At 64.6% G+C, this 21,669-nt stretch carries 19 protein-coding genes and 1 pseudogene; 6 read left to right on the forward strand and 14 right to left on the reverse strand.

Features of this window, described 5'->3' with window-relative positions; genetic code table 11:
- Together C8N43_RS10065 and C8N43_RS10070 are read right to left on the reverse strand one after the other, a co-directional pair.
- Nucleotides 1–1,113 carry an ABC transporter permease gene (locus C8N43_RS10065; protein WP_107845467.1) on the reverse strand — a complete coding sequence of 371 codons (1,113 nt, stop codon included), beginning with the start codon at nt 1,111–1,113 and terminating at the stop codon, nt 1–3.
- A gap of 77 nt (nt 1,114–1,190) precedes the next feature.
- Nucleotides 1,191–2,138 (reverse strand): sugar ABC transporter substrate-binding protein, encoded by a 948-nt coding sequence (locus tag C8N43_RS10070; protein ID WP_107845468.1) that lies wholly within the window; start codon nt 2,136–2,138, stop codon nt 1,191–1,193.
- A gap of 183 nt (nt 2,139–2,321) precedes the next feature.
- Between C8N43_RS10070 and C8N43_RS10075 the strand changes: the two genes are divergently transcribed.
- Nucleotides 2,322–3,323, forward strand: coding sequence for a LacI family DNA-binding transcriptional regulator (locus C8N43_RS10075; RefSeq protein WP_107845469.1), 1,002 nt, complete (start codon nt 2,322–2,324; stop codon nt 3,321–3,323).
- Between the two features lie 75 nt (nt 3,324–3,398).
- Here C8N43_RS10075 and C8N43_RS10080 read toward each other — a convergent pair whose 3' ends face one another.
- Genes C8N43_RS10080 through C8N43_RS10090 form a run of 3 tightly spaced genes read right to left on the reverse strand, consistent with a single transcriptional unit; the run spans nt 3,399 to nt 6,547 of the window.
- Nucleotides 3,399–4,532: a Gfo/Idh/MocA family protein gene (locus tag C8N43_RS10080; protein WP_107845470.1), complete on the reverse strand. Its 1,134-nt coding sequence runs from the start codon at nt 4,530–4,532 to the stop codon at nt 3,399–3,401.
- A gap of 13 nt (nt 4,533–4,545) precedes the next feature.
- Nucleotides 4,546–5,433, reverse strand: coding sequence for a sugar phosphate isomerase/epimerase family protein (locus C8N43_RS10085; RefSeq protein ID WP_107845471.1), 888 nt, complete (start codon nt 5,431–5,433; stop codon nt 4,546–4,548).
- A gap of 13 nt (nt 5,434–5,446) precedes the next feature.
- On the reverse strand, nt 5,447–6,547 hold the full coding sequence (locus C8N43_RS10090; protein ID WP_211308577.1) for a Gfo/Idh/MocA family protein: 1,101 nt from the start codon (nt 6,545–6,547) through the stop codon (nt 5,447–5,449).
- Nucleotides 6,548–6,694: 147 nt separating this feature from the next.
- On the opposite strand from C8N43_RS10090, the gene iolD reads away from it, so the two are divergent.
- Genes iolD through iolG form a run of 5 tightly spaced genes read left to right on the forward strand, consistent with a single transcriptional unit; the run spans nt 6,695 to nt 12,210 of the window.
- A complete protein-coding gene (gene iolD, locus C8N43_RS10095) occupies nt 6,695–8,551 on the forward strand; it encodes a 3D-(3,5/4)-trihydroxycyclohexane-1,2-dione acylhydrolase (decyclizing) (RefSeq protein WP_107845473.1) in 1,857 nt (618 codons plus the stop codon).
- Entirely contained in the window at nt 8,551–9,522 is a 972-nt protein-coding gene (locus tag C8N43_RS10100; RefSeq protein ID WP_107845474.1) for a PfkB family carbohydrate kinase, read from the forward strand. The genes iolD and C8N43_RS10100 overlap by 1 nt, the downstream gene beginning before the upstream one ends.
- A gap of 12 nt (nt 9,523–9,534) precedes the next feature.
- Entirely contained in the window at nt 9,535–10,377 is an 843-nt protein-coding gene (locus C8N43_RS10105; RefSeq protein ID WP_107845475.1) for a 5-deoxy-glucuronate isomerase, read from the forward strand.
- Nucleotides 10,374–11,204 carry a class II fructose-bisphosphate aldolase gene (locus C8N43_RS10110; protein WP_107845476.1) on the forward strand — a complete coding sequence of 277 codons (831 nt, stop codon included), beginning with the start codon at nt 10,374–10,376 and terminating at the stop codon, nt 11,202–11,204. The genes C8N43_RS10105 and C8N43_RS10110 overlap by 4 nt, the downstream gene beginning before the upstream one ends.
- A 4-nt stretch (nt 11,205–11,208) precedes the next feature.
- Nucleotides 11,209–12,210: an inositol 2-dehydrogenase gene (gene iolG / locus C8N43_RS10115; RefSeq protein WP_107845477.1), complete on the forward strand. Its 1,002-nt coding sequence runs from the start codon at nt 11,209–11,211 to the stop codon at nt 12,208–12,210.
- Here the strand turns inward: iolG and C8N43_RS10120 are convergent.
- The 9 genes and pseudogenes from C8N43_RS10120 to uxaC all read right to left on the reverse strand — a co-directional run bounded on the left by C8N43_RS10120 (nt 12,207) and on the right by uxaC (nt 21,540).
- The gene (locus C8N43_RS10120) at nt 12,207–13,328 is read right to left on the reverse strand and encodes a phytanoyl-CoA dioxygenase family protein (RefSeq protein ID WP_107845478.1); all 1,122 of its coding nucleotides are present in this window, start codon (nt 13,326–13,328) and stop codon (nt 12,207–12,209) included. The two genes, iolG and C8N43_RS10120, sit on opposite strands and share 4 nt — an antisense overlap.
- The gene (locus tag C8N43_RS10125; protein WP_107845479.1) at nt 13,325–14,188 is read right to left on the reverse strand and encodes a sugar phosphate isomerase/epimerase family protein; all 864 of its coding nucleotides are present in this window, start codon (nt 14,186–14,188) and stop codon (nt 13,325–13,327) included. Before C8N43_RS10125 ends, C8N43_RS10120 begins: the two co-directional genes overlap by 4 nt.
- A gap of 64 nt (nt 14,189–14,252) precedes the next feature.
- Nucleotides 14,253–14,705, reverse strand: a complete 453-nt coding sequence (locus C8N43_RS19890) for an NAD-binding protein (protein ID WP_281257885.1) — start codon at nt 14,703–14,705, stop codon at nt 14,253–14,255.
- Nucleotides 14,682–15,161: pseudogene (locus C8N43_RS19895) on the reverse strand (NAD(P)-dependent oxidoreductase); the annotation flags it as partial. The gene C8N43_RS19890 and the pseudogene C8N43_RS19895, both read right to left, overlap by 24 nt.
- Before the next feature lie 139 nt (nt 15,162–15,300).
- Nucleotides 15,301–15,987, reverse strand: coding sequence for a TetR/AcrR family transcriptional regulator (locus C8N43_RS10135; RefSeq protein ID WP_342748721.1), 687 nt, complete (start codon nt 15,985–15,987; stop codon nt 15,301–15,303).
- Nucleotides 15,987–16,280 carry a hypothetical protein gene (locus C8N43_RS10140; RefSeq protein ID WP_107845482.1) on the reverse strand — a complete coding sequence of 98 codons (294 nt, stop codon included), beginning with the start codon at nt 16,278–16,280 and terminating at the stop codon, nt 15,987–15,989. Before C8N43_RS10140 ends, C8N43_RS10135 begins: the two co-directional genes overlap by 1 nt.
- Nucleotides 16,277–18,682 carry a GcvT family protein gene (locus tag C8N43_RS10145; protein ID WP_107845483.1) on the reverse strand — a complete coding sequence of 802 codons (2,406 nt, stop codon included), beginning with the start codon at nt 18,680–18,682 and terminating at the stop codon, nt 16,277–16,279. The genes C8N43_RS10140 and C8N43_RS10145 overlap by 4 nt, the downstream gene beginning before the upstream one ends.
- 93 nt (nt 18,683–18,775) lie before the next feature.
- Nucleotides 18,776–20,137, reverse strand: a complete 1,362-nt coding sequence (locus C8N43_RS10150; RefSeq protein WP_107845484.1) for a mannitol dehydrogenase family protein — start codon at nt 20,135–20,137, stop codon at nt 18,776–18,778.
- A complete protein-coding gene (gene uxaC / locus C8N43_RS10155) occupies nt 20,134–21,540 on the reverse strand; it encodes a glucuronate isomerase (RefSeq protein ID WP_107845485.1) in 1,407 nt (468 codons plus the stop codon). Before uxaC ends, C8N43_RS10150 begins: the two co-directional genes overlap by 4 nt.
- Nucleotides 21,541–21,669: the final 129 nt, after the last annotated feature.

Below are 21,669 nucleotides of genomic sequence, written 5' to 3' on the forward strand. Positions count from 1 at the left end.
TCAACGCTCCCCCGTGATGATGCGGCGGATGTAGGTGTTCAGGATCACGGCCGCGAGCAGGATCACCCCAAGGAACACCCGGAAGAGCGAGCTTTCGACCCCTGCAAAGAACAGCCCCTGCTGCACGACGCCGAAGATCAGCGCACCCAGCGCCGCCCCCAACACGGAGCCGTAGCCGCCGGTAAGCAAAGCGCCGCCGATGACCACGGCGATGATCGCCTCGAACTCTTTCAACAGGCCCCGGTCGGCGCCCGCCGAGCCGAACTCCATGACCTGACACACGGCAAAGACCGTGGCGCAGAAGGCGGTGAAGACGAACATCATGATCTTGACGTAGTTGACCGGCACGCCGGAGTTGCGCGCGGCCTCGGCGTCGCCGCCTGCCGCAAAGATCCAGTTGCCGAAGCGGGTGCGGGTCAGAAGGATATGCCCGAAAATCACCAGAATGATTGCCCAGACAATCAGCATCGGGATGCCGTCGATGACCGGCTGGCCCGCGCGGGTGCCGCGCTCGTAGACGCCGATGATGCCCGCATCGCCAAGCCATGTGAAAATCGGCTGGCCGATCTTGCCGCCGAAGATCGGCGCAAGCCAGTCGCCCTCCGCCGCGTCGCGGATGCCGCCGATGATGGTCTTCCGCTCGATGGTCTGCGGGATGTAGATGGTGAAACCGCGCAGAATGAACAGGAAGGCCAGCGTCACGATGAAGCTGGGCAGCCCTGTGCGCACCACGATGAAGCCGTTGAGCGCGCCAAGCGCGCAGCAAATCGCAAAGGTCACGAGGATCGCGATCCACATGGGCCACGCCAGCACCACGCCGAAGACCGCGATCATGATGCCCGCAAATCCGATCATTGAGCCCACGGATAGGTCAAACTCCCCCGCGATCATCAGCAAGCAGGCGCCCACAGCGATGATCATGAACTGCGCAGAGATAATCGACCAGTTCATCACGCCTTGGGCCGCGAACATGCCGCTGTCCCAGGCAAAGAGGGCGAAGAGGGTGAACACCGCCACGGTGCCCACCATGCCGCCCAGTTCGGGGCGGATGAGTGCTTGGCGGAACCGGGAGGTCTCCTTGATCCGCTCGTCGGTTTGCGTCGTGTCGCTCATGGGTCCGGGACCTTGATATCTGCAGAGACAAGAAGGGCGGCCTCCGCGTGTGGGGCCGCCCTTCTGGCGTTCAGCGCTTAGCGGTACTCGCCTGCGAACTCTTCAACCTTGGCGAGGCCGTCCTTGGTGACAAAGCCGGGGCCGGAGTTGATGTTGTTGCCCGGCAGCACGCCGTAGCGGTCCCAATTGGCCAGGATCACGACAGGCATATAGGCCTGCAGGAAGGGCTGTTGGTCGATACCCCAGTTGATCACCTCGCCCTTGATGGCTTTGACGATCTCTTCGCCCAGGTCGAACGTGCCGAAGTGGATGTCACCGGCCATGCCGTTCTCTTCCAGCGCGGCGATGGTCGGGTCGGCGGAGACCGGGCCCAGCGTCAGGATACCGTCCACATCGGGGTTGGCCGACAGGTAGGCCAGCACCTTGTTCTTGATCTCGGCCGGGTCGGTGCCGCTGTCCATCATCGCGTCGCCCAGCTCAATGCCCAGACCGTCGGCATAGCCGCGGCAGCGCTCGCCCACGGTGGGCTGCTGGATGGCGTGATTGACGCACAGGAACTTGGTGACGCCCTCGCCCTTGGCGCGGATGCCCGCGGCAAGGCCTGCATCATACTCGGGCTGGCCCACATACATCAGCGCGCCCACTTCGCGAGCCTGTTCCGGGGTGCCGGTGTTCATGATGATGACGTCGATGCCCTGGTCGACCGCGTCTCTGATCGGGCCGCTCAGCACGTCGAAGTCGGCCAGCGTCGTGATGATGCCATCGGGGCTGGAGGCCGCGGCCTGCTCGATGATGCGCGCCATGTCGGCGATGTCGCCGGTCGGCGGGTTGCGGTACTCGACATTGACGGAGACTTGCTCGCCCGCCAGCGCGATGCCGTTCTTGATGGTGTTCCACCAGCTGTCGCTGTCAGGCGCATGGCTGACGAGCACGTAGTTCAGCGTGGCATGGCCATCGGCCTGCACCGTGAAGGGGGCCACGGCCAGTGCGGCGGCAAGCGCCAGCTTCTTGGTTAAAGATGTCATGTATTCCTCCCAGAATTTTTGAACGCCTAAGGGCACGGAGTCCGGTCTTTGGCCGTCTCTCAGAATCAAACAGACCACAGATTGCGTATTTTTGCAACCGGTTGCAAAACGAAGTGCCGAATTCCATACTGCGCCTATGGCCGGCCTTGGGCATTCAGGCGACGTAGCGGGGGACGAATACGGATGGCGGCAACACTCAAGGACGTGGCGGAGCGCGCGGGCGTATCCCGCTCCGCCGTATCGCGGACCTTCACCGACGGGGCGTCCGTCTCGCCCAAGATGCGCCGCAAGGTGGAGAAGGCCGCGCTGGAGCTGGGCTACAGCCCCAACGCGCTCGCCTCGTCGCTGACCACGGGGCGCACCAAACTGATCGGGCTGGTGGTGAGCAACTTCCACAACCCCCTGTTTTTGGAGGTCTTCGACCGATTCACCTCCGGCCTGCAAGCCCGCGGGCTGCGCCCGCTTCTGGTCAATCTCAGCGACGAGACCGATCCGCAGACATCCGTGCAAATGATGCGGCAATACTCCGTCGACGGGGTCGTGGTCGCCTCCTCCACCCTGCCGCCGGACTTCGCCAAGGCCTTCCGAGACGCGGGCATCCCGGTCGTGCACAGCTTCGGGCGGTTCTCATCGGCGCCGCAAGTCCACATCGTGGGCATCGACAATGTCGAATGTGGCCGCATGGCCGCGCTGGAACTGCTGGATCGCGGCTACACCAAGGTCGCGTTTCTGGGCGGGCCGGAGAAAGCCACCTCGACCCAGGACCGCCTGCAAGGCTTCGGCGCAGAGATGGCCAAGCACCGCCGCGTCACCGTCACCCACTCCTTCGCCGAGGCCTATACCTTCGACGCGGGCCGCCGCGAGATGCTGCGCCTGCTTGAACAAGGCCCGGCGCAGGCCTATTTCTGCGGCGACGATGTCGTCGCCGTCGGTGCCCTGTCCGCCGCGCGCGAGAGCGGCCTGGACGTGCCGGGCGATCTGGGCCTGATTGGGCTGAACGACATGGAGATGTCGGGCTGGCAAAACATCAACCTGACGACGATCCGCCAGCCGATCCGCCAGATCATCGAAAGCACGGTGGAGCTGATGGGCGCGATGCTGGACGATCCCAATCGCTATCCGGAGGCGCGCCTGTTTCCGTGTCGCGTCATCGAGCGGGGCACCCTTCCCCCACGCAGTTACTAGGCGGTAGGAAGGCCGTTCGAACGGCCTTCCACGACGCGCATTTCATGCGCGTCGCAAGCGTCTTCAAAGACGCTTTTACCGCAACGAGGGCGGGCGGGCGTCGACCCAGGCCCCATCCGCCTTGGCCGATGCCACCGCCTGATGCACTGCGGCCATAGACCGCAAACCGTGCTCTGCCGTTGGCAGCCCATCGCGGCGCGCGCCGCGGATACTCGCCGCCAGATCGACATAGATATTGGCGACCGCCAGCGGGAAGCCCTCCGGGTGCGCAATCGCCACCCGGCTCAGCCGCGCGGCCTCGTCGGACAAGCCGCCCTCGCCCTTCTCCATGATCTGGGTCCGGCCGCCGACAGGGGTGTAGTAGACCTGATTGGGCTCTTCCGAGCGCCAGCGCATGCCCCCCGTCTCGCCGAAGACCTGAATGTCAAAGCCGTGCTGCCGCCCGATGGCCACAGATGAGGTCCAGAGCCGTCCCACCGTGCCGCCTTCCATGCGGAAGTTGACCATCGCGTCATCCTCCAGCTCCCGCGATGGGATGGTCGAGGCGAAATCCGCCGACAGCGTGCGCACCTGATCGCCCGCGATGAACGACGCCATATGCAGCGCGTGGATGCCGCAATCGGCGAACTGCCCCGACACGCCCGCCATGGCCGGATCGTAGCGCCAGCGTACCCGCGGATTGTCCGCATCGCTTGCGTCGCCATGGTGCCCATGGCTGAAATTCGTCACGATCAGCCGGACGCGGCCCACCTGCCCCGTGCGCACCATCTCGCGCATCTCGCGGACCATCGGATAGGCGGAGTAGCAGTAGTTCACCGCGCAGATCTTGCCCGACGCCTTGGCGATCTTCACGATCTCCTCGCCCTCTTCCACGGTCATGGTCATGGGCTTTTCGCACAGCACGTTGAAGCCTGCTTCCAGGAACGCCTTGGTGATCTCGAAATGCGTCGAGTTCGGCGTGGCCACGGTGACCAGATCGACGCGGTCCTCGCGCCCGGCCTCGCCCGCCAGCATCTCCTGCCAATCGCCATAGGCGCGGTCAGGGGCGACACCCAAGCTCTGGGCATAGGCGCGGCCCCGGTCGGCGTCATGGTCTAATGCGCCCGCGGCCAGAACGAAGTTGCCATCCGCCTGCGCGCCCAATCGGTGCGCCGGGCCGATCTGGCTGCCTTCGCCGCCGCCAATCATGCCCCAATTCAATCTTGCCATGGCCAAATCTCCCCTAGAAGCCGATGGATTGCAGGTATTCGCGGTTCGCTTGCGCGTCTTCCATTGGCGTCCCCGGCAGTGTCGGATCGCAATCCTGTTCCACCGTGCACCACCCCTCGAAGCCCGCATCCAGCAGCACCTGCCGCACGGCAGGGAAATCCACATCGCCCTGCCCGAGGTTGCAGAAGATCCCTTGCCCGCAGGCATCATAGAACCCTGTGCGCTTGGCGATCACGTCGGCCTTCACCGCCGGGTCGATATCCTTGAAATGCATGTAGCTGATGCGCCCGATATGGCGCTTCATGAAGGCCACCGGGTCAAAGCCCGCATAGGAATGGTGGCCGGTATCAAAGCAGATTTTCAGCAGGCTTTCATCGACCTCGTCGAGCAAGCGCTCAAGCTCCGGCTCGAAATCCATGAAGCCGCCGGCATGGGCGTGGATTCCCACGGTCAGGCCGTGGTCGACACCGATCTTGGTGCTCTCGACGATGCGGTCGCGGTAGGCGGACCACTCCGCAGCCTCCATCTGTTCGGCCTCGGCGGCGCGGCCCGCGGTGGGCGCACGGCGCGGCGAGATACTGTCGATCAGCACCAGATGCTTGGCGCCATGGGCGGCCAGCGCCTTGCAGGTGCGCACCGTGCCGTCGAGCACGTCGTCCCACTTGTCCGGGTCGTGATAAGGGCGAAACACCACCCCACCGATCAGCTCTTGGTCGAACTCCGACAGCGCCTCCCCCAGCTCGACCGGGTCTTCGGGCATGAAGCCCACTGGGCCCAGCTCGATGCCCGTGTAGCCGGCGTCGCGGCATTGCTGCAGCACGTCGCGCCAGGTCGGGTTGCGGGGATCGTCTGCAAATTCCACCCCCCAGGAACAGGGGGCATTTCCGATGCGGATGCTCATGGTTTGGAGCCTTTCAGTCTGGAATGTCGCGCCAGCTTTTCGCCTCGGCCGAGGCGAGCGCCGTGTCAATGATCTTCATCACGCCCAACCCATCGCGGAAGGTGGGCCAGACGGGCTGACGGGTCTCGATGGCGTGCAGAAAATCGCGTGCCTCGATGATGATCTGATCCTGGTAGCCGGTCCCATGGCCGGGGCCTTGGCAGAAGGGCTCGTAGTCGGGATGGGCGGGGCCGGTCAGGATTTTGGTAAAGCCGCGCTGCGCCTCGGGGCCGTCCATCTGGTAGAGCCAGATCGCGTTCTGATCCTCCTGGTCAAAACGGATCGCGCCCTTTGTGCCGGTAACCTCATAGGCGTAGCCCATCTTGCGGCCCGTCGCGATGCGGCTGAAATAGAGATGCCCCATGGCACCCGATGCGAAACGGCACATCAGCTGGGCGTGGTCATCATTGGTCACGGCGCCGCCGGGGCGGGTTTTGTGGACCGTCTCGACCTCTGCGATCAGGCTGCGCATCGGCCCCATCAGCGCAAGGGCCGCGTTGATCATATGGGGCGACAGGTCGCCCATTGTGCCGTTCGCCATGCCGTCCGTGCGCCATGTCGCAGGCGCCTCCGGGTCAGCCAGAAAATCCTCGGTATGCTCGCCACGGAACCACGTGACGTCCCCGATCACACCATCAGCGATCAGCTTGCGGGCGAATTGCGAGGCGGGCGTGCGGATGTAGTTGTAGGCGACCATATTGGCCGCGCCGGAAGCCTCCGCCGCGTCGGTCATCGCTTGGGCGTCGTCCAAGGACGCGCCCATGGGTTTTTCGCAAAAAACCGGCTTGCCCAGCGCGAAGGCCGCTTCCGCGATGGCGCGGTGGGTCTCTTGCGGGGTGGCGATGACGATGGCCTCGACCTTTGGGGCCTTGACCAAGACCTGCCAATCCGATGTGGCGCGCGCGAAGCCGTAAGCCGCGCGATACCGCTCGGCGGAGGCGTCGGAGGACGCGCAGACCATTTCCAGACGAGGGCGTAGCGCGGTGTTGAACACCGCCCCGACGGAGGACATCGCAACCGCATGGGCCTTGCCCATGTAGCCGCCGCCCAGAATGCCGATACCGATCTCGGCCATGCGCTCCCCCCGCTGGAATTTCGGTTTGCAACCGGTTGCAAAATTAGTATCGTCAGATTCGAAACCGCGCAAGCTGCAAAAGCTGCGGCGGCGCGGAACGCGCCGCGCCGCGCATCGAGGGCAGCCTCGCCGATCTGGGAGGATCGCATGAGCGACAAGACGCTTCGCCTGACCACGGCTCAGGCCATCATCCGCTATCTGGCGGCGCAGTTCATCGAGATCGACGGTCAGGAAATGCGCCTGTGTGGCGGCGGCTTTGGTATCTTCGGCCACGGCAATGTCACCTGTCTGGGCGAGGCGCTGTATGACCACAAGGACGCGCTGCCGCTCTATCGCGGCCAGAACGAGCAAAGCATGGGGTTCGCCGCCGCGGGCTACGCGAAATACTGGCTGCGCCAGCGCTTTATGTTCTGCACAGCCTCCGCCGGGCCGGGCACCGCGAACCTGCTGACCTCTGCCGCGCTGGCCCATGCCAACCGGCTGCCAATGCTGATGCTGTGCGGCGACGCGTTCCTGACGCGCCTGCCCGATCCGGTGCTGCAGCAGCTCGAACATTTCGGCAATCCAACCTTCGGGGTGAACGACGCGTTCAAGGCGGTCAGCCGCTTCTGGGACCGCATCACGCATCCCGCGCAGGTGATCCAATCCCTGCCCGCCGCGATCAACACAATGCTGGACCCCGCTGATTGCGGCCCGGCCTTCATCGGGCTGCCGCAGGATGTGCAGGGCTGGGTCTATGACTACCCGGAAAGCTTCTTTGAAAAGCGCGTGCACCGCATCCGCCGTCAGGCCCCCGATGCCCGTGAGCTGGCCGATGCCATCGCGCTGCTGAAAACGGCCAAGCGCCCGATGATCATCGCAGGCGGCGGGGTGCAGTATTCCGGCGCCGTGGCCGAGCTGACGGCATTTGCCGAGGCGCATCAGATCCCGGTGGTCGAGACCATCGCGGGGCGTGCCAATATGGTCGACACGCATCCGTTGAACATCGGACCCATCGGCGTCACTGGCTCGGACAGCGCCAACGCGATTGCCGAGAAGGCGGATGTTATCCTTGCCGTCGGCACACGACTGCAGGACTTCACCACCGGATCATGGACCGCCTTCGCCAAGGACGCGCGGATCATCGGGCTGAATGTCGGGCGGCATGACGCGATGAAGCATATGTCCCTGCCCGTGGTGGGCGACGCGAAGCTGGCGCTGGAGGCACTCGACTTTGACTACACCGCGCCGAGGGCGTGGGTGGACGAGGCGCAGGCCGAGCGCGCCAAATGGTCCGACTACGTGGCCGAGAATGTGAAGCCGGGCAACCGCCCGAACTCCTACGCGCAGGCCATCGGGATTGCCAACGCGCTGATGGACAAGCGTGACCGGGTGGTCGCCGCGGCGGGCGGGCTTCCGGCAGAGGTCACGGCCAACTGGCGCACGCTGGATATCGGCACGGTGGATGTAGAGTTTGGCTTCTCCTGCATGGGCTACGAGATCGCGGGCGCTTGGGGGGCGCGCATCGCGCAGGCCGAGCGAGAGCCGGATCGCGACACGGTCGTCTTCTGCGGCGACGGCTCTTACCTGATGCTGAACTCGGACCTGTATTCGTCTGTGCTGACCCGGAAAAAGCTGATCGTGCTGGTGCTCGACAATGGCGGCTTCGCGGTGATCAACAAGCTGCAAAACAACACCGGCAACGAGAGCTTCAACAACCTGATCGCGGACACGCCGACTGTGCCAGAGCCCTTCGCGGTGGATTTCGAAGCCCACGCGGCCTCGATGGGCTGCAACGCCGAGACAGTCGCGAACCCAGCAGAGCTGGCAGAGGCGTTCAAACGTGCGCAGGCCGCCGACAAGACCAGCGTCATAGTGATGAAGGTCGACGCCTATGAGGGCTGGACGACCGAAGGCCACACATGGTGGGAGGTCGGCACGCCGCATGTCACTGACAACCCCAAAGTCAAAGCCGCCCATGAGGATTGGGAAAGCACCCGCCCCCGCCAACGGAAAGGCGTCTGATGCTGATCGAAGGGATCAAGCAGAACCGTTTTGTGATCGTCGGCCGCGCGGGCATCGACTTCTTCACCGATGCAGGCGTAGCCGCAGAGGATGCCGAAACGGTGACCGTCGGCCTTGGCGGCTCGTCCGCGAATATTGGCGTGGGGATTTGCAAGCTGGGGGGCCGCGCGTCGCTGGTCACGCGGGTCAGCGATGACAGCGTCGGCAGCTACTGCGTGGGCCAGTTGAAGAAATACGGCGTCGGAACCGAGTATGTCACGCCCGTGGGCGGCGAGTACCGCAACTCGCTGGCCTTCTACGAGAGCCGGGTCGAGGGCCACCGCAACGTGATCTACCGCAATGGCGCGGCGGACTTCCAGATGGACGAGGCGGATGTGATGGCGGTGGATTACGCCCGTTTCGGCGCGCTGATCACCGCAGGCACCGTCTTTGCCGCCGATCCGTCGCGCAGCGCGACCTTCAAGGCGTTTGAGCTGGCCAAAAAAGCGGGCCTGCCGATCATTTTTGACGTCGACTACCGCCCCTATTCCTGGCCCTCGCCACACGTGGCCGAAGAGGTGCTGTCGAAAGCCGCGAGCCTCTCGGACATGATCGTCGGCAATGACGAAGAGTTCGGCTTCATGGCGGGCGGCATAGACAAGGGGCTTGCCAAGGCACGGGAGCTCGCCAAAACGGTCGCGATCGTCATCTACAAGATGGGCGAAGAGGGCGCGATCACCTTCCACGAGGGCCGCGAGATCCGCACCGGCATCTACCCGGTCGAAGCGCTCAAGCCTACCGGCGCGGGCGACAGTTTCATGGCGGGGCTTGTGACCTCGCTGGCGGCGGGGCACGATCTGGAGACGTCGATCCTGCGCGGCTCTGCCTGCGCGTCGATCACCGTGTCTCGCCCCGGCTGTGCACCTGCCATGGCCGACACCGCCACGCTCGATACGTTTCTGGCCGACCACCCCGGCCCTACTGCCGCCTGAAGGAGGCCAAACATGCACATTCCGCCCTTTGACAATCAGAACAAGCCCATCGTGGACGTGGATGATGCGACGGTGCCGCTGAACTATTTCAACATCGTCAAGCTCAAGCAGGGCGAGGCGTTCGAATATCAGGTTCCGGGCTATGAGACCTGCATAGTGCCGGCCACAGGCACCGTCGATATCGAGATCGAGGGGTTCAAGGCGGATGCGATAGGCCAACGCACCGAAGATGTCTGGGATGGCGAGCCGGAGGGCGTCTATGTGCCCACCGCCGCCCGCGCCACGATGGTCTGCACCAGCGCGGAGGCCGAGGTGTTCGTCTGCGGGGCCAAATATGACAAGGTGCTCGATCCGTTCGCGGTGCGCGCCGATGAGCTGGACCTTGTGCAATACGGCTCCGACGAGACGAAGACCCACCGCAAGATTAAGCACATCCTGGGCACGAAGTATCACGGGCAGGTGGGCCGGTTGCTGGTCTCCGAGCTGTTCACCGTGGGCGAAGGCGGCTGGTCCGGCTTCCCGTCCCACAAGCACGACACCGACCGCCTGCCGGACGAGACGCGCCACGACGAGACGTACAATTTCCGCTTCAAGCCCAACCACGGCTCCGGCGTTCAGATGCTGCAGCGCGAGGACGGCAAGGCGGGGGATGCCTATCACATCGTCGATGGCTCGACGATCTGCCTCGACAATGGCTACCACCCCTGCGCGGTGCTGCCGGGCTACCAGATGTATTACTTCACCATTCTGGGCGGGCTGTCGCAGCGCTCGCTGGTGCAGTATTTCCAGCCGTCCCACGCGTACCAGATCGAGACGATCCCGGGCATCAAAGACATGATCGCCAAGTTCAAATGACGCTGGCAACGCTTCGCGAGGTGCTGCAGCCCGCCCTGCGGGACGGCTACGCCGTGGCCGGGCTGGTGACGCTCGGCTGGGAGGATATGCGCGCCTATGTGGCCGCGGCGGAAGCCGAAGACTGCCCCGTGATCTTGCAGGCGGGCCCGTCCTGCCGCGAGCACACGCCGCTGCCCGTGTTGGGCCGTATGTTCCGCCATCTGGCCGAAGGTGCATCGGTCCCGGTCGTGGCCCATCTGGACCACGGCTACACTTACGACGAATGCTCCGAGGCCCTGGATAGCGGCTTCACCTCGCTGATGTTCGACGGCTCCCGCAAGCCGCTTAAGGACAACATCGCAGAGACCCGCGCAATTGCAAAGCTGGCCCATGGCGCGGGCATCTCCTGCGAGGGCGAGATCGGCTTTGTGGGCTATGATGGCGGCGAGCAGTCGAATGGCACTGACCCCGACGAGGCCGCTATTTTCGCGACTGAGACGGGCGTGGACGCGATGGCAATCTCTGTGGGCAATGTGCATCTGCAACAGGACGCGGGCGACGGGCTCGACCTGGACCGTATCCGCGCCATCGAGGCGGTCACGGACGTGCCGCTGGTGATCCATGGCGGCTCTGGTGTGCCTTTGGCGCAGCGCCAATTGCTGTCGCGCGGCTCGCAGATTTGCAAGTTCAACATCGGCACAGAGCTGCGGATGGCCTTTGGCACCGCCCTGCGCGCGGCGGTCAATGCTGACCTCGACCGGTTCGACCGGGTGCAGATCCTCAAGGACACCCATGATCCCCTTGTCGACGCCACCCGCGCCGTGCTGCGCGGCTTCATGAAGGAGTAGCCCCATGCTCAAGATCGGCATCCTTGGCGCAGGCCGCATCGGGCAGGTCCATGCCCGCACGATCAAATCGCTTGATACGGCGCGGGTCGTGGCGGTCTCTGACTTCTACCCCGAGACGGCCGAAGCACTGGCCAAGACCTGCGGCGCAGAGGCCCGCAGCAGCGATGAGATCATCGCCAGCGCTGACATCGACGCAGTGGTGATCGGCACGCCAACGGACACCCATTACGGGCTGATCGAGGCCTCGGCCAAGGCGGGCAAAGCGATCTTCTGCGAAAAGCCGGTGGACATGTCTGCTGACAATATCCGAACGCTGCAAGCCATCGTGTCAGAGGCGGGCGTGCCGTTCTTCGTGGCCTTCAACCGGCGGTTCGATCCGAACTTTGCCCATCTGCAATCGCGGATCGAGGCGGGCGATATCGGAGACGTGGAGATCGTGACGATCCTGTCGCGCGACCCCGCCCCGCCCCCCATCGGCTACATCAAAAGCTCCGGCGGCATCTTCCGGGATATGATGATCCATGATTTCGACATGGCGCGATTCCTTTTGGGCGAAGAGCCTGTGACCGTCTTCGCCGTGGGCGCGGCCCTGGTTGATCCGGAGATCGGCGCGGCGGGCGATGTGGACACGGCGGCTGTGACGCTGACCACCGCGTCGGGCAAGATCTGCCAGATCTCGAACTCGCGTCGCGCCACCTATGGCTACGACCAGCGGATCGAGGTGCATGGCTCCAAAGGTATGCTGCGCGGCGAGAACGTGTTGGAAAACACCGTGCAGCTGGCCACCGCGGACGGGTTCGGCACGGCGCCTACGATGCATTTCTTCCTCGAGCGCTACGCGCGGGCCTACGCTGCCGAGATGGAACACTTCATCTCCGCCGTCACCCAAGGAAAACGCCCGACCCCGGATATCACCGACGGCCTGCGCGCCCAGATGCTGGCCGATGCCGCGACCTTGTCTTGGGAGACTGGACATCCTGTAAGTCTGGAAAACGGCGGGGACTAGGGCGACTGTCGCGCGGCCTGCGCATCGAGCGCTTGCATCAACTGGGCGGTATCCCAGTCTTCGTCCAAAGCGCGCCGAAGGATATCGGCCTGTGACGGCGGGGCGAGCCCGCCCTCGGGCGGGTCGGTGTCAAGATTGGTCGGGAAGGCATAGCCTTCCACCGTCGCCGCGATGGCCGCCGCGCGCGCCGCTGCGTCGAGGGATTTCAACGGCTCGAACGCGGCGAGAACCATTGCGCGGCGGTCGATATTCTCCATCGCGCGTCCGAAGGAGGAGGAGACCTGCAACAGGTTGACCATGCGTTGCACATCCGCGCTCTGGTTCGCGCCAGCGGCATGGAAGAGCGCGGGGTTGAAGAACAGCGCGTCCCCTTTCTTCAAGGGCAGCTGCACGCAGCTTTCCTCAAACAAGGTCCGGAAATCATCGCGCCGCCAGGCCGCGTAGCCGGGCGCGTAGGTCTGAGAGAACGGCAATAGTTTCGTCGGGCCGCTATCGACGGGCATGTCACAATGGGCGATCCCGCCCTGCAAGGTCAGGCTGGCCGACAGCTCATGCACGTGCGCCGGATAGCTGGCGCAGCTCTCGGCCTCCATGAAGCCCAGGTGGTAGTCCCGGTGCGCCTGCTGCGCCGCGCCGCCCGGGCGCACCACGTTGAGCTGCGCGGTCATCTGGTAATTCGGGCCAAGCCACGCCTCGCACACCGCCGCGATTACCGGGTTGCCGAAGTAGCGCACATGGGTCGCCGGGTCTTGCAGGCAGAGTTTCTGCAACGTGTTCCAGACCCGGTCATTGGCCCCCGTGGCCGCGAAGTGGTCCGCCTTGCCACCGCGCGCCCGTTCTTCGGCGATAATCGCGTTGAACGCGTCGCTCGCGGCGTCGATCGGGCTTGTGTCTGGGTAGGCATCCTCCAACACCAAGACGCCAGCTGAGCGCAAAAAGACCTGCGCCCATTCCGGCTTCAGCGCGTCCAGCTGATCACCGAGCTGCGCCATGTCATAGATGGGGATATTCTTTTCGATGCGGCTGGCGTTAGGCACATCCGCTTTGCTGAGGCGTTGGGAAATGATCTGATCGAACTCGTCAATATCGCAGTCGTCTGCGTGGTAGTATCCGGTCATGCGAATATCTCCTTGAACAGATTGATCTGGCTGCGAAAGCCGCGCTCGAAATTGCCGTCGCCGTGGTGAAAAACGCTCTCGAAACTGATGACCCCATCATAGCCGTCCCGGCGCAGCGCGTCAGCCATCGGCGCGAATTGATCGGCCAGCTGCCCCTCACCCATCGGGCGGACCTCCAGCATGGCGCGCGGGGTGTCGACCTGCACATCCTTGATGTGGATATGGCCGAGATAACCGTCCTGCACCTCGGCATAGCCATCAGGGTACGCGCGTTCATGGCACCAGCAGTTATTGGCCGGGTCCCAGAGCACCTTCAGCGCGTCCTTGGCATCCAGAGTGTCGATCAGTTTGCGGGCCGTGAAGTTGGAATTGACCATCGTGCCATTGCCGGTCTCGACCACGAGGGTCACGCCCTCGGCCCGCGCCAGCTCCACCGCCGGGGCGATGAGCGGCAAGATCGCGTCCCACGCGCCATGGGCCACATTCCACTTTTCCGCACCATGAGAGCCCCACAGGATCTGCTCCTTCTTCGGTGTCATGATCCGCACCAAGGGGCTGCCCACGATATGAGCCATCTCGATCACCCGCTTGAGCGCATCCATATGTCTGGTGTGCAGCGCGTCGCCGGGGGTGTTCGCGTGGGTCATCCCGGCGAACACGTGGCGCGACAGGCAGGAGACGGGCTTGCCCCGGTCGCGCAGCAACGCGTCGATCTCGGCGATCTCTTGCGGGCTGTGATCGCCCACCTCCGTATCGCCGACATATTGCAGCTCGGCATAATCCAGCCCGAAGGCGTCCATGACATCGACGGTGTGGGCCAGATCGCGGCTGATCCCGTCGCAAATGACACCGAGTTTCATCCTTTATCCTTCCCGTGGTTCTTGCTGCCAAAGCTGCGTCGACGCGGCTTGCTCCGCGCCCAGGTCATTGCGCGCCATCCCGATGCAGCTCGGCCCCGATAATCTCTTCGATCACGCGAGTGCAGACCCAGTTATCCCCGTTCGGGTATTTCGTCCGGCCCGCATGGAAAATCTGCATCGCCGCCGCCGCCGTGTGCAGCGGGACCCCCAGCTCCTCGCCCAGACCCATCGAGATCGTTAGGTCTTTGTGCATCGTGTTGATGTGGCTGCCGGTACCTTCGAACTGGCGGTCGATGATTTTCTCCAGTGCATTGTTGACCACGCCGCAGCCCGCCGATGAGGTCGAGAACACGTCCAAGATCACCTGCCCCGGCACGCCCGCCTTGGCGGCCAAAGCCGCTGCCTCGAACGTCGCAGAGAACTGCGCGCCGATCAGCGATTGCAGGCAGGCTTTGACGGTTTGGCCATCGCCGGGCCGGGTGCCGACACGGTGGATATTGGCCGACACCGCCTCCATCACGGGCGCGAAGGTATCGAGCACCGCATCAGGTGCCGCGGCCATCATCGTCAGCGTACCCGATTGCGCGCCGGGAAAGCCGCCAGACACCGGTGTGTCGATCAGATGGATGCCAGAGCCTTCCATGGCCGCTCCGATCTCGCGGGCCTCGAAGGGCTTGATCGTGGCCGACAGGATCACCGCGCCGCCTCTTTTCATATGAGCGACCACGCCGTCCTCGCCCAAGATGACTTGGCGGGCCTCGGCCCCGGTCATCACCATCACAAAGACCGCATCGCTGGCCGCGCCGACCTCTGCCGGGCTGGCGGCGGGGATGCCGCCCATCGCCTCAAACGCGGCCATGCGGTCCGGCTTCAAGTCGATCCCCATCACTTTGAACCCCGCCGCAAGCAGGTTCTTGGCCAGCCCGCTGCCCATGTCACCGAGGCCGAACACACCTATCGTTTTCATTGCAAACCCCTTTCCGTCAAAGCCGCCGCAGCGGCGTTTTCATGCCGCGGGGATTTCACGCGCCCTGGGGCATATGCGCCAAGACGTCGGGCGGGTCCGGAAGACACCCCTGCCCGGTTAGGTGAGCAAATGGTAGCCGGGGATTTCAGCTTTGCGCAACGGTTTTGCTGTCCCGCGCATCGACCGCCCGCACGAAATCGGCAAAGGCTTGCAGCTCCTTCGGCTGAGGCTCGACCCCGGTGAAAATTCGCAGGTAATGCGCAGCCATGCTCAGGCGGCGCTCCAGCGTCTCGCCCAATTCGGCGGCGTCATAGCCCGCCTGCATAAAGTAGAGCACCCGGGCCCGCGCGAAAGCGTCGGTGGGCGCGTAGTCGAACCGCTCGAACATCTCGGTCAGGGCCTGCACGCGGGCCTCTTCCGACGTGGTCAGGACCGCGCGCACCGCAACGTCCCGCTTGGCCCAGTCCCGGATCGCAAAATCGAGCCGGTTGTCGAAAAGCGCCGCGTCGATCACGCAGTGATGCACGTTGCAAACCGCCTCGGTGATTGTCGCCGCGGTCTTGCGGGACTGCGCGATCAGGGCGGCCGTATTGCAGTGCTGCCAATGGTCCAGCAACGCGTCGAGCAGGTCCTGGCGGCTGTCGAAATACCAATAGAAGCTGGAGCGTGAGACGCCCATGCGCTCCCCCAGCACCTTGACCTTCACCTGCTCCTCGCCGCCGTCGATCAGGGCGTCGAGCGCCGCGCCCAACCAATCCTCGCGGGTGACTTTGATGTTGCCGATCAGCTCCGCCTTGGCGGGGTCGTCGCGGTGCAGAAGACGGCGGCCCATCAGCTTTCAGGCGGCGCGCCGCCCGCCTTTGCCCTTTTGGCGATAAGATCCTGCAGCGAGTCGAAATGGTGGATCACCAGCGTGTATTCGAAGAAGTCGCGCGCTGTTGCAAGTGCGGCCTCGGGCAGCAGCGCCCGCGTGCGCAGAGCGGTTTCGTGCATATTTGTGATCTCGTCGCGCGAGAACACATCCATCGGCGGCAACGGGTTTTTCAGCTGGCGGTAGTTGACGTCGCGGGTGGCGGGGGCGGCGTGCGCCCCTGCCATGCCGCGTCTGCCGCGCCGCTCGCTCATCGTCGCATCGCAGTGCCGGAGGGATCATACGGCGACGGCGCGATGACCTTGGCTGTTCGTGCGACGCCCACGACATGGACCGTCAGCTCTGTGCCCTGCTTGGCTTGATCGGCATTCACCAGCGCCATAGCGAGCGACTTGCCGACCGTGTGCCCGTAGCCGCCGGAGGTCACGAAGCCGACCTTGTCCTCGCCCGCCCAGATCGGCTCGTAGCCCGATGCATCCGCACCGTCGGCGTTGATCTCGAGCGTGACTTTCAGCTGGGCCGGGCCGCTGCCATCACGCTCCGCAATAGCAGCGTCGCGGCCGACGAACCCTTCTCGGTCCCAATCGATCCAGCGATCCATGCCGGTCATGCCCGCGGTGTAGCCTTGGGTAAACTCGGCGGACCAGATGCCGAAGCTTTTCTCTAAGCGAAGCGACAGGAGCGCGTTGAACCCGTATTCATGGATGCCTTCCGACGCGCCCGCCTCAAGCAGCGTACGACGCAGGGTGATGTGGTCACCCATCCGACAGTTGATCTCGAACCCCAGCTCACCCGCGACTGACATGCGGGCGACACGGGCGCGGATCATGCCGATATCGAACTGGCCGCAGCCCATAAAGCCCAGATCGCCTATGGGGCCGTCTGTCAGCTTCTCGATCACTGCGCGGGATTTGGGACCGGCCAGCGAGAATCCGGCCATCTCTTCGCCCAGATCGCGCATGGTGACCCCGTCGTCCATGTGGTCGTTGAACCAGCGTATGTGCCACGCGCGCAGGTAGTAGCTGCCCATGATCCAGTAGGTGCCGTCACCCCAGTTAAACAGCGTCAGATCGCCTTTCAGCCGCCCATCATGGCCCAGCATGACCGCCAGCCGCGCGCGACCCGGCTTGGGCAGCTCGGTGGAGAATATCTTGGCAAGCCAAGCCTCCGCCCCCTCGCCCGAAACCTCGAACCGAGAGAAGCCGGTGATGTCTAGCAGACCCACGCCGGAGCGGACCTTGCGGCATTCCTCGGCCACGATGTCATGGGCGTTGGAGCGCTTGAGCGTTGGTGTCTCCTCGAAACCTTCGGGCGCGAAATAAAGCGGGACTTCAAGGTCATAGCTTTGGCCCCAGCGTGCGCCTGCGGCGGTCATATCGCTAAAGGCAGGCGCAGTTTTCAGAGGGCGACCGGCAGGCAGCTGCTCGTTCGGGTAGGTCATCACGAAGCGGCGGGAATAGAACTGCCCGGTCGTCTCTTTGATGTACTGCTTGTTCTCCGCGAAGACGCCGTAGCGGGCGACGTCCATGCCGAAGACGTCTGCCTCCGGCTCGCCGTGGATCATCCATTCGGCCAGCGACTTGCCGACGCCGCCGCCCTGCAGGAAGCCCGCCATCACCGCGCAAGCGGACCAGTAGCCGCGCTTGCCCGGCACGGGTCCGACAAGCGGGTTGCCATCGGGGGAGAAGGTGAAGGCGCCGTTGACCCAGGTCTTGACGCCCACGTCTTGCAAGGCCGGGTAGCGTTCAAAGCCCAGGATTAGCTCTTTCTCGATCCGGTCGGGGTCTTCCTGCTGCAGCTCGAACCCGTATTCCCACGGCGCGCCGTCCATCATCCAGTGCTGGTGGTCGATCTCGTAGATGCCCAGCAGCACGCCCTTCTGGTCTTGGCGCAGATAAGTGAAGCCTTCGAGGTCGACGGTCATCGGCACCTCGAAATCGAGCTCTTCCAATGCAGGGATCGTGTCGGAAATCAGGTAGTGGTGGTTGAGCGGCGAGACCGGCAATTCGATCCCCGCCATGCGGCCCACCTGCTTGGCCCAAAGCCCGCCCGCATTGACCACATGCTCGCACGATATCGTGCCCTTCTCAGTGACGACGTCCCAGCCCTGCAGGGTCTGGTTCAGCTCCAGCACGCGGTTATGCTCGATCACTTCGGCCCCGCGCTTTTTGGCGGCGCCCGCATAGGCGTGCACGGTGCCGGTCGTGTCGATATAGCCTTCGCGGTCGGCCCACATGCCGCCCAACAGGCCGTCGCCGGACATGATCGGGTTCAGCTCGCAGGCCTCGTCGACCGTGACAAGGCGGCAGTCTTCGATGCCGATAGACTGGAAGGTGCGGTAGGCCGATTGCAGCCATTCCCAGCGGTCCGGCGTGCCCGCCATGGTCAAGCCGCCGGTCATGTGCAGGCCGATATTCTGGCCGCTTTCCTCTTCGATCTCCGACAGCAGGTCGATCGTGTAGGCCTGTAACTGGGCGATGTTCGGGTCCGCGTTCAGCGCATGGATGCCCCCCGCCGCGTGCCAGCTGGAGCCCGCGGTCAGAACTGAACGCTCGATCAGCGCGACGTCGGTCCAGCCGAACTTGGCCAGATGGTAGAGCACCGATGTGCCGACCACGCCGCCGCCGATCACGACCACCCCGTAATGCGATTTCATGGACCCGGTCTCCCTCTTCCCGATCAGGCACTAAACACCTGTGTCTAGTTGTTCTCGAACGCTAGGAGCGGGGCCCGAGTCGGGTCAACAGATTTATGAAAGTGCGGCGATGGCGGCAGCGACGCCGCGCTTGGTCAGGTCATCGAATGCCGCGCGCACTGGGGGCTCGATAAGGCGGGCGGTGTCGTCTGGGAAGACCTCTCGCATCGCCAGCAGCGCACCGACGGGATCTTCAGAGGTGGCGCGGTCGCGGAGGGGCTCAGCCAAAGGATCGCGCACATCGATGGGCTGGCCCTGCAGGTCCGTGCCGGAGACGTAGCGCATCCAAGCGGCCACTGCGAGGCACTGGCGCGGCGCGGTGCGCCCGGCGGCGAGGTTCTCGGTCAGGCTGCCAAGGATGCGCTGCGGCAGCTTCTGGCTGCCATCCATCGCGATCTGCCATGTGCGGTGCTGGATCGCGGGGTTGGCGTAGCGCTGCGCCAGCGCGTGAGCGTAGTCGTCTAGCGAGACACCGGGTGGGGCGGTGATCGTCGGCGTGATCTCGTCCGACCACATGCGGGCGACGAAGCGCGCGAGGGCTGCGTCCTGCATCGTCTCAGCGATGGTCTGATGCCCCGCGAGATAGCCCAGATAGGCCAGCGCGGAATGGGTGCCGTTGAGCATCCGCAGCTTCATATGCTCGTAAGGGGCCACGTCGCGGACCACCTCGGCCCCGGCAGCGGCGAAGTCCGGGCGGGGGCCTGCGAAATCATCCTCGATCACCCATTGCTTGAACGGCTCGTGCATCACGGGGGCGGCATCGGCCCAGCCGGTCAGCTCGGTCACATGGGCAATATCGTCCGACGTCGTGGCGGGGGTGATCCGGTCGACCATGGTGGCCGGGAAGCGGGCATGGGCTTCGATCCACGGGACCAAATCGGGATCCATCAGGCGGGCGAGGTCCAGCACCACGCCGCGCACCAGTGGGCCGTTATCAGGCAGGTTATCGCAGCTGAGCGTCGTGAAGGGCGCCAGCCCCGCATCATGGCGCATCCTGAGCGCGCGCAGCAGGAAGCCGGGGGCGGATTTGGGCAAAGGGTTCGCCAAATCATGAACGATATCAGGATGATCTGGGTTCAACGCGCCGGTGGCCGGGGCGTGGCAATAGCCCTTCTCCGTCACGGTGAGCGAGACGATATGGGTGTCCGGGGCGGCCATCGCATCGAGCACGGCGCGCGGCTCCTCGGGCGCGACAAGCACGTCTTCAAGCACCTCGATCCGGCGGGTCTGGAGGCCGTCCGGGGCGAGCGTGACGGAGGTATAGGCGCAGCCTTGGGGCACAAGCGCGTCGCGCACGGATGGGCTGCGCAAGGAGACGCCGATGATGCGCCAGTCACCCGGCGCATCGGCCACATAAATCGCGCCGTGCGCCCGGAAAAACGCGCCAAGGCCCAGATGCACGATGGTTCCGCTCACAGTTTGTAGGCCTCCTTGGCGAGGCGGTAGGCGAGGTCATGGGCGACCTCGGGTGCCTCATCCTCGGCCAGACGTCCTGTCGCGACCAGCCCCGCGAGATAGGCGCAATCCACCCGTCGGGCCACGTCGTGGCGCGCAGGGATCGAGCAGAGCGCGCGGGTATCGTCGTTGAAGCCCACGGTGTTGTAGAAGCCCGCCGTCTCGGTCGTCATCTCGCGGAAGCGGCGCATGCCCTCGGCGCTGTCGTGGAACCACCACGCAGGGCCGAGTTTGAGCGCCGGGTAGACGCCTGCGAGGGGGGCCAGCTCCCGGGCATAGGAGCTTTCATCGAGGGTGAACATGATCAGCGTCATGTCGGTCTCGCCCACAGCGTTCAGCAGTGGGCGCAGGGCGGTGACGTAGTCAACGCGCGTCGGGATGTCGTAGCCCTTGTCGCGCCCATAGGCGTCGAACACCGCGCCGGAATGGTTGCGCACGGAGCCCGGATGCAGCTGCATGACAAGGCCATCGTCCAAGCTCATTCGCGCCATCTCGGTCAGCATGTGGCCGCGGAAACGGTCCGCCTCGTCGGGAGTGCACTTGCCCTGCAACGCGCGAACGAACAAGGCGGCAGCCTCGGTCTGGGGCAAGTCTTCGGTCCGGGCCGTGGGGTGGCCGTGATCGGTCGAAGTCGCACCGCCGACCGTCTTGAAATACGCCCGCCTGTTGCGGTGCGCGGCGAGGTAGCCCTGCCATGTGGTCGCGTCCTCGCCCGCGAGCGCACCGAAGCGTTCGACATTCTCGGCAAAGCCCTCGAAATCTGGGTCCACGACGGCGTCTGGGCGGTAGGCGGTGATGACGCGGCCCTGCCAGTCGCTGTCGGCGATCGTGCGGTGATGGGCGAGGTCGTCGAGCGGGCTTTCCGTGGTCGCGATTACCTCGATCCCGAAACGGTCATAGAGCGCGCGGGGGCGGAACTCTGGCTGGGCAAGGCTGCCTGCGATCTGGTCATAGATCGCATCCGCCGTGTCCGCCGACAGTCGCTCGGTCACGCCGAACACATGCTGAAACGCGTGGTCGATCCACAGACGCGAGGGCGTGCCGCGGAACAGGTGATAATTCTGCGCAAACAGCCGCCACACCGCCCGCGGGTCGCTTTCGACCGCACCGCCATCGCGGCGCGGCACACCGAGCGCGTTGAGCGGGATGCCTTGGGAATGCAGCATCCGGAAGACGTAATGATCAGGTGTCACGAACAGCGCAGACGGGTCGGCGAAGGCCTCGTCCAGCGCGAACCACGCAGGGTCGGTATGCCCATGGGGGCTGACAATCGGCAGGTCGCGCACGGCCTCGTACAGCCCGCGCGCCAGGGCACGGATCTCAGAATCAGGGGGAAACAGGCGATCCTCGTCGAGCAATGGCATGGGGTGTCCTCCTCCGCGTGCCACCGAACCAGTTTGCGGGGCGGGCGGCAAGGGCCGCCGCACCCCACCCGAAGGGTGACTGCCCACGAATTGGGCAAATGCACCCAATGAGAGCAGGACAAATTGCGA

Origin of the sequence: Litoreibacter ponti (assembly GCF_003054285.1) — a bacterium.
GTDB classification, from domain to species: Bacteria; Pseudomonadota; Alphaproteobacteria; order Rhodobacterales; family Rhodobacteraceae; genus Litoreibacter; species Litoreibacter ponti.

Bases quoted from the DNA above. Each gene is read 5' to 3' on its own strand.
- C8N43_RS10140 (WP_107845482.1), bottom strand. From the start codon at position 16,280: ATGAGCGAGCGGCGCGGCAGACGCGGCATGGCAGGGGCGCACGCCGCC.
- uxaC (WP_107845485.1), bottom strand. From the start codon at position 21,540: ATGCCATTGCTCGACGAGGATCGCCTGTTTCCCCCTGATTCTGAGATC.
- C8N43_RS19890 (WP_281257885.1), bottom strand. From the start codon at position 14,705: ATGGAGGCGGTGTCGGCCAATATCCACCGTGTCGGCACCCGGCCCGGC.
- C8N43_RS10145 (WP_107845483.1), bottom strand. From the start codon at position 18,682: ATGAAATCGCATTACGGGGTGGTCGTGATCGGCGGCGGCGTGGTCGGC.
- C8N43_RS10100 (WP_107845474.1), top strand. From the start codon at position 8,551: ATGCTGATCGAAGGGATCAAGCAGAACCGTTTTGTGATCGTCGGCCGC.
- C8N43_RS10125 (WP_107845479.1), bottom strand. From the start codon at position 14,188: ATGAAACTCGGTGTCATTTGCGACGGGATCAGCCGCGATCTGGCCCAC.
- C8N43_RS10085 (WP_107845471.1), bottom strand. From the start codon at position 5,433: ATGAGCATCCGCATCGGAAATGCCCCCTGTTCCTGGGGGGTGGAATTT.
- C8N43_RS10110 (WP_107845476.1), top strand. From the start codon at position 10,374: ATGACGCTGGCAACGCTTCGCGAGGTGCTGCAGCCCGCCCTGCGGGAC.
- C8N43_RS10070 (WP_107845468.1), bottom strand. From the start codon at position 2,138: ATGACATCTTTAACCAAGAAGCTGGCGCTTGCCGCCGCACTGGCCGTG.
- C8N43_RS10090 (WP_211308577.1), bottom strand. From the start codon at position 6,547: ATGGCCGAGATCGGTATCGGCATTCTGGGCGGCGGCTACATGGGCAAG.
- C8N43_RS10075 (WP_107845469.1), top strand. From the start codon at position 2,322: ATGGCGGCAACACTCAAGGACGTGGCGGAGCGCGCGGGCGTATCCCGC.
- C8N43_RS10080 (WP_107845470.1), bottom strand. From the start codon at position 4,532: ATGGCAAGATTGAATTGGGGCATGATTGGCGGCGGCGAAGGCAGCCAG.
- C8N43_RS10105 (WP_107845475.1), top strand. From the start codon at position 9,535: ATGCACATTCCGCCCTTTGACAATCAGAACAAGCCCATCGTGGACGTG.
- iolD (WP_107845473.1), top strand. From the start codon at position 6,695: ATGAGCGACAAGACGCTTCGCCTGACCACGGCTCAGGCCATCATCCGC.
- C8N43_RS10120 (WP_107845478.1), bottom strand. From the start codon at position 13,328: ATGACCGGATACTACCACGCAGACGACTGCGATATTGACGAGTTCGAT.
- C8N43_RS10135 (WP_342748721.1), bottom strand. From the start codon at position 15,987: ATGGGCCGCCGTCTTCTGCACCGCGACGACCCCGCCAAGGCGGAGCTG.
- C8N43_RS10065 (WP_107845467.1), bottom strand. From the start codon at position 1,113: ATGAGCGACACGACGCAAACCGACGAGCGGATCAAGGAGACCTCCCGG.
- iolG (WP_107845477.1), top strand. From the start codon at position 11,209: ATGCTCAAGATCGGCATCCTTGGCGCAGGCCGCATCGGGCAGGTCCAT.